We start from the raw sequence: 3,443 nt of genomic DNA on the forward strand, positions 1-3,443 counted from the left end.
TCGGCCCACAGGTCGTCCGAGACGATCCACGGCGGCTGCTCACCTCGCCTCACGGCCGATCACTGTAGTTGATCGTCCACGAGGGACAAATCCACCTCCGCCCAGATCATTCTGTTAGGAGTTCTTACACCGAGCCGGGTGGCGCCCAGAAGACCGCGCTCCGCGCCGGCGACGTGTTCGTCCGCGACGGCACCAGCACCCGCCGATGGCGCTCGACTGAGCTTCCCACGCTCCTCGCTCCCTACGTAGAGATGGCCCGACGTGAGGAACGCGCCCGCATTGACGGCATCGTCGCAGTCGTTCGGCAGCAGTACCGCGGTATGGAGGCCGCAGTTGGCCCGGCCGCCGCGCTGACCTGGCAACTGGGCCAGGACGACTTCGACACCGCCGTCATTGAACTGTCTCGCCGTCGCGATCAGGCACCGATCCGACTGCTCGGCTTCGACATCGCCCGAGACGGCTGCGCTCTGCTCGACGACCCCGACACCGACGCATCCGGCCGATTGCAAGATCTCCTGGACCGGGCTGTGTCAGCGCTCGCCTACGGCATTGTGCTCAACGACAAGAACCTGGTTGAGCGACTGACCCGCGCGCTCTACCAGATCTACACCCACGGGTTGGTCCTGGATCAGCCCCGTCGCGACGTCGATGCCACCGTCCAATTCACCATCGTGGCGCGCGTGCTGGCGGCCATCGCGCTCGCCGTGCGTATCGAAGCGTGGTGGGCGGTTCGGCCACTCACGCTGCAACCGGTCGGCACCGAGCCTGGCGCATATGAGCGAGCATCCTGGCTCCGACACGCGATGGTATGGAACTCTCGGTGGAACACTGCACCCACCAGCGCCGACGGGCGCCCGATCCCTGGTGTTCTGATCGCCCAAGCCCGCGAGATCATCAACCGAGTTCCGGCGCTCCGTCGCGACGTCGCCGCACCGGTCGACGCGTTCGCGCTCGGCGAGACAAGCAAACGCGGCGACACCCTGCTGGACTCGCTCTGTCAGGCCGACCTGTTGTGGTGCCTCGTCGCGTTGTTGCACGGCGGCAAGCGCGGCACCCGCGACTTCTACACTAGTTTCGCGGCTCTGTACGAGCATCGTATCCAGCCGATGGTCTGCCGTCTGCTCAATGATGAGTCCGTCGTCGCGAGCGTGTTCCCGGACAGCACTCCCGAAAATCTCCGAGAAGCCCTCGCCGACGTCCTGGGGATGGCAAGCAGTGAGGGAGCCCGATTCGGGCACTTCGACTTCGGTCTACGTGACTCGCCTGACGGCTGACGGACCGCCGCACACCAACAGGTCGCCGACGCCGTCTCGCTGCCGGCGGCGCCCCGCCCTCGGTACCCGCCGGATTATCGCCTGGTTCAGGCTCCTGCCCTGCGATCGTCGCGTCCGCTAGGAACACCCGGGATGCCGCCGACCCCGGCGCGTCGCCACTCGCGCTTCAGGTGACAGTCGACGCTGAACAACGACAAAGTCGTTCGCGTCTTGGCGAACTGGACCCACATCCACCGCGCCGTGACAGCGGCCGGAGATACCGCGACACCAAACGTCTCCGAGAACCAGGATCTAACAGATCCTTATCTGCTCTACATAGGTTTGTGGACATCGTGGGACGACGAACCGGCATACCGGCGCCCCAGCCGGCCCGCCCGTAGTTTCCAGACCAAAAACAACTCCAGGCATCATGATCGCTGACGTCCTCCCGGCGGTCTGACCCGAAACAACGGGCCGCGGTGCCTTGTTAGCGATACGTCGACCGGCGGGAGGACGTCGCCGTGCCGCCGCCAGCCGGGGTCGATGTGGCCTGATAGGAGCCCGACGCATCCCCCTGGAGTTCTGCCCACGTTCCCGCTGGCGGCGGTGCCGTAGAGAGCGAGGCGACGCGACGGAGGCCTGGGGTGGGCATGGTAGCGACGATCGAGCTGGTCGAGGTGCGAGTCACTGTCGGCGTGGACACCCACGCCGACGTGCACGTGGCCGCGGCAATCGACCAGCACGGGCGGCTACTCGGCACGACCAGCGTGCCGAGTACCGCTGCCGGGCACGCCCGGTTGACGGCCTGGGCGCAGCAGCTCGGCCCGATCGACCAGGTCGGCATCGAGGGGACCGGCAGCTACGGCGCCGGGCTGACGCGGCACCTGCTCGACCAGGGCATCTCGGTGGTGGAAGTGGTGCGGCCGAACCGGCAGACCCGCCGCCGGCGCGGCAAGACCGACGCGATCGACGCCGAGACGGCCGCCCGATCGGTGTTGGCCGGCACCGCGCTGGGCATGCCCAAGACCGCCGATGGTGCTGTGGAGATGATCCGCACGCTGCGGCTGGTCCGTCGGTCGGCGATGAAGGCCCGTACCCAGGCGGCCAACCAGCTTCGCGCCGTGCTGGTCACCGCCCCGCAGGTCCTGCGCGACCGGCTGCGCGCGCTGTCGCTGCCACAGCTCGTCGACGCCGCAGCGCGGTGCCGGCCCGGGCGGCTCGTCGGGATCGAGGCGGCCAGCAAGCTGGCGCTCAAGTCCCTCGCCACCCGATACCAGCAACTCACGGCAGAGATCACCACGCTCGACGCCGAGATCGAGAAACTCGCCCACCAGGCCGCGCCGCAGCTCATGGCGATCAAGGGCGTCGGAGCTGACACCGCCGGGGCGCTGCTGGCCGCCGCTGGCGACAATCCCGAGCGGCTGCACAGCGAGTCCGCGTTCGCGCACCTGTGTGGCGTCGCGCCGATTCCGGCATCGTCCGGCAAGACCAACCGGCACCGACTCAACCGCGGCGGCAACCGAGACGCCAACCGCGCCCTCTACGTCCTGGCCCTGGGCCGGCTCAGCTACGACGAACGCACCCGCGCCTACGCGGCCCGGCGCACGGCCGAGGGCAAGACGAAACGCGAGATCATCCGCTGCATCAAGCGCTACCTGGCCCGCGAAGTCTTCCGGGCACTGACCGCCGACGGACAGACCGCCGTGCGGTCAACTGGAGCGTCGGACCTTGCGCATGAGCATCGCCCAGACGCCGTACCCGGACCCGACATCCCCGGTGATCGCACCCGCAGCGGAGCCCATGAACAGGGCGTTCGCGCAGTCCGGGCACACCTCACGTCCGGTGATTGTCTTCTCGAACGGCTCACGGACGCTACGACCACAGTCGGGGCAGTCCCGGCCTGACAATCCCATCCGTGCCTCCTGCGATCGGGTGTCTGAGAGTACGACCATGGCGCACGTCGGACGCAGCTCATCGGCTATCGCCGAGGGACTTGACGCATAGGAGCATCGCTAAGAACTGAGGGTTGATCAAGCTCTTCACCCGGCCGTAGCGTCCCGTCCGGGAGTGTGTCGATTTCCGTGTTTGGGCCTGTGGTGTGATCGATGTTGTTAGATGGTGATGCGGTCGCCGTAGGCGAGGATCAGGGCGTTGAGGGCCTTGGCCCAGCCGTAGACCCGGCCGGTGATA

At 67.5% G+C, this 3,443-nt stretch carries 1 protein-coding gene and 1 pseudogene; both read left to right on the forward strand.

The window, feature by feature from the left end:
- Positions 1-251: 251 nt before the first annotated feature.
- Complete coding sequence (locus tag D7I43_RS32215) at positions 252-1,274, forward strand: hypothetical protein (protein ID WP_147427379.1); 1,023 nt, start codon at positions 252-254, stop codon at positions 1,272-1,274.
- A 629-nt stretch (positions 1,275-1,903) separates the two neighbouring features.
- A pseudogene (locus D7I43_RS32220) lies at positions 1,904-2,968 on the forward strand (IS110 family RNA-guided transposase); the annotation flags it as partial.
- Positions 2,969-3,443 lie beyond the last annotated feature (475 nt).

Origin of the sequence: Micromonospora globbae, assembly GCF_003610785.1 — a bacterium.
Lineage (GTDB): Bacteria > Actinomycetota > Actinomycetes > Mycobacteriales > Micromonosporaceae > Micromonospora > Micromonospora globbae.